2 protein-coding genes and 1 tRNA gene are annotated in these 2,993 nt (G+C 54.9%); 1 reads left to right on the top strand and 2 read right to left on the bottom strand.

The features are described from left to right. Positions 1-115: 115 nt before the first annotated feature. Positions 116-1,747: a chaperonin GroEL gene (gene groL, locus ACESTR_RS15880; RefSeq protein WP_014774962.1), complete on the bottom strand. Its 1,632-nt coding sequence runs from the start codon at positions 1,745-1,747 to the stop codon at positions 116-118. Positions 1,748-1,762: 15 nt separating this feature from the next. Next, positions 1,763-2,032 carry a co-chaperone GroES gene (gene groES, locus ACESTR_RS15885; protein WP_009598415.1) on the bottom strand — a complete coding sequence of 90 codons (270 nt, stop codon included), beginning with the start codon at positions 2,030-2,032 and terminating at the stop codon, positions 1,763-1,765. Positions 2,033-2,252: 220 nt separating this feature from the next. On the opposite strand from groES, the gene ACESTR_RS15890 reads away from it, so the two are divergent. Then, positions 2,253-2,328: transfer RNA gene (locus ACESTR_RS15890), tRNA-His, on the top strand. Positions 2,329-2,993 lie beyond the last annotated feature (665 nt).

Consider the following 2,993-nt stretch of genomic DNA (forward strand, 5'->3'; position numbering starts at 1 on the left):
GAAGAAAAGTGTATAATTATTTGATTATCTTTTGCTTTACACTTTTTTATACCTCTGTTTTTTATCCCCGGAAATTCTTGTCGGAGGTCTCCGGTTTTCATATGGCAACCGATGATTACATCATGCCGCCCATACCGCCTGCGGGCATTGCCGGCATGGCGGGAGCGTCGGACTTCTTCTCGGCCAGCACGCACTCGGTCGTCAGGAACATCGAAGCGATCGAAGCGGCATTCTCCAGCGCGACACGCGACACCTTGGTCGGGTCGATGATACCGGCCTTCAGCAGGTCCTCGTACTTGTCGTCGCGGGCGTTGTAACCGAAGGCGTCCTTGCCCTCCTTCACCTTGCTGACGACAACCGAGCCTTCGCCGCCGGCATTGGCGACGATCTGACGCAGCGGCTCCTCGATCGCACGTTTCACGATCTGAATACCCGTCGTCTGGTCCTCGTTATCGCCCTTCATGCCTTCGAGAGCCGCCGTAGCGCGGATGTATGCCACACCGCCGCCTGGAACGATACCCTCTTCGACTGCGGCGCGGGTTGCGGCCAGCGCATCGTCCACACGGTCTTTCTTCTCTTTCATCTCCACCTCGGTAGCGGCGCCCACATACAGCACGGCGACACCTCCGGCGAGCTTGGCAAGACGCTCCTGCAGCTTCTCCTTGTCGTAGTCCGACGTGGCTTTCTCGATCGAAGCGCGGATCTGAGCCACACGGGCCGCGATCTCCTCCTTCTTGCCGGCGCCGTCGACGATCGTGGTGTTCTCCTTGTTGAGCGTCACCTTGTCGGCCGTTCCGAGCATCGAAAGGTCGGCATCCTCGATCTTCATACCCTTATCGGTCGAGATCACGGTAGCGCCCGTCAGGATGGCGATGTCTTCGAGCATCTCCTTGCGGCGGTCGCCGAAGCCCGGAGCCTTGCAGGCCGCGATTTTCAGCGTGCCGCGCAGCTTGTTGACAACGAGCGCCGAAAGAGCCTCGCCGTCCACGTCCTCGGCGATGATCAGCAGCGAACGGCCGCTCTGAGCCACCGGTTCCAGCACGCCCATCAGCTCCTTCATCGTCGAAACCTTCTTGTCGGTAATCAGGATGTAAGGCTTTTCAAGCTGCGCCTCCATCTTTTCGGGATCGGTCATAAAGTAAGCCGAGATATAACCGCGGTCGAACTGCATGCCCTCGACCACCTCCACGTGGGTCTCGGTGCCTTTGGCCTCCTCGACGGTGATGACGCCCTCCTTGTTCACCTTGCCCATCGCCTCGGCGATCAGCTTGCCGATCGTCTCGTCGTTGTTGGCCGAAATGGTGGCGACCTGCTCGATCTTGGCGAAGTCCGTGCCGACCTCCTGACTCTGCTTGCGCAGCGACTCCACGACCTTCAGCACCGCCTTGTCGATACCGCGCTTCAGGTCCATCGGGTTGGCACCCGCCGTCACGTTCTTCAGACCTACGCCGATGATCGACTGGGCCAGCACCGTCGCGGTGGTCGTACCGTCACCCGCGTCATCGTTGGTCTTCGAAGCTACCTCCTTGACCATCTGGGCGCCCATGTTGGCGAAAGCGTCTTCCAGCTCCACCTCCTTGGCTACCGTCACACCGTCCTTGGTGATCTGCGGCGCACCGAATTTCTTGTCGATAATCACGTTGCGGCCTTTGGGACCGAGCGTGACCTTTACGGCGTTCGACAGCGCATCGACACCCTCCTTGAGCAGCTCGCGCGCCTCAACATTGTATTTGATATCCTTTGCCATGATGTTTTTCCTTTATTAGATGATCGCTAAAATATCACTCTGTTTCATGATCAGGTAATCGACGCCGTCGATCTGAATCTCCTGACCTGCATACTTGCCGTAAAGCACCTGATCGCCGGCCTTGACCTCCATCTTGACCTCCGAGGTGCCGGGGCCAGCTGCGACAACTTTACCTGCCAGCGGTTTCTCCTTCGCCGTGTCGGGGATGATCAATCCGCCCGCCGTCTTCTCCTCCGCAGGATTCGGCAGAATCAGCACACGGTCCGATAATGGTTTTACATTCATAGCTTTTGTTGTTTTTGGTTTATAATGATGTATTAGTTAGCATTTGCAACCTCCTTCCCATCAATTGATGTGCCAACCGGTTTTTGGCAGATGCAGGGTGACAAAGGTACATACCGGACTGTCATTTTGTCACGCGGCGCAATTTTTCGGGCGATTTTTTTGCACGGACCGAAAAAGTATATTACATTTGCATCCCGATACGACCGGACAACGGTCACACGGTGGATGTAGCTCAGTCGGTTAGAGCGTCGGATTGTGGTTCCGAAGGTCGTGGGTTCGAGCCCCATCTTCCACCCTTGAAAGCAGTTGAAAATCACTGCTACAAAGAAAAAAAACCTTGTGTATCAACGATATATGAGGTTTTTTCATTTTACCGCACCCCTCCTACTCTTCTCACATTTCTCCCAAGCCATCGAAACCCGGCAGCCAATGACTGCCGATGTCTATTCCCTCCGCCCCGGCATCCGCCCTCAGCACCACCAGCCGCTGCAGCCGCCGCACCGGACGGACGGCAAAAAAATGGGGAGGGACCTTTATCAGGCCCCTCCCTCCGCAGTAAGTTGCGTCACTGCTCTCGCATCAGCGAGGATTCTTTTCACTGCATGCAGGTAGACACAGGCAGCCGATCGGGTGAAACTGCCGGATGGTTTCACCCCGGATATTCCGATTGCTTCATGACGGCGCGTCTTTTGAAATCGCTCCTCAAAAAAAGATGCGCGGAACCTGACTCTGGCAATAGTAGAATAATCCCCATTATTCAAATATGTAACTGGTCAGGAACCGCGCATATCACGTCCTGACTGTTCATCAGTCACATTCGATTGGGGATTATTTTGCCAGAATAAACAGCCGTGCTGTATTTCCTATCCCAAATATACTAAAATTCACTACTGTCCCGTAAAAGCGGGCAAGTCGGTCTTTGAAATAGTTGAAACATAGTCTATTAGAAGTAATTTTTCAT

This window comes from Alistipes sp. DJF_B185 (genome assembly GCF_964250025.1).
Classification (GTDB): Bacteria; Bacteroidota; Bacteroidia; order Bacteroidales; family Rikenellaceae; genus Alistipes; species Alistipes finegoldii.

Coding starts and splice junctions, on each gene's coding strand:
- groES (WP_009598415.1), bottom strand. CDS start 2,032: ATGAATGTAAAACCATTATCGGACCGTGTGCTGATTCTGCCGAATCCT.
- groL (WP_014774962.1), bottom strand. CDS start 1,747: ATGGCAAAGGATATCAAATACAATGTTGAGGCGCGCGAGCTGCTCAAG.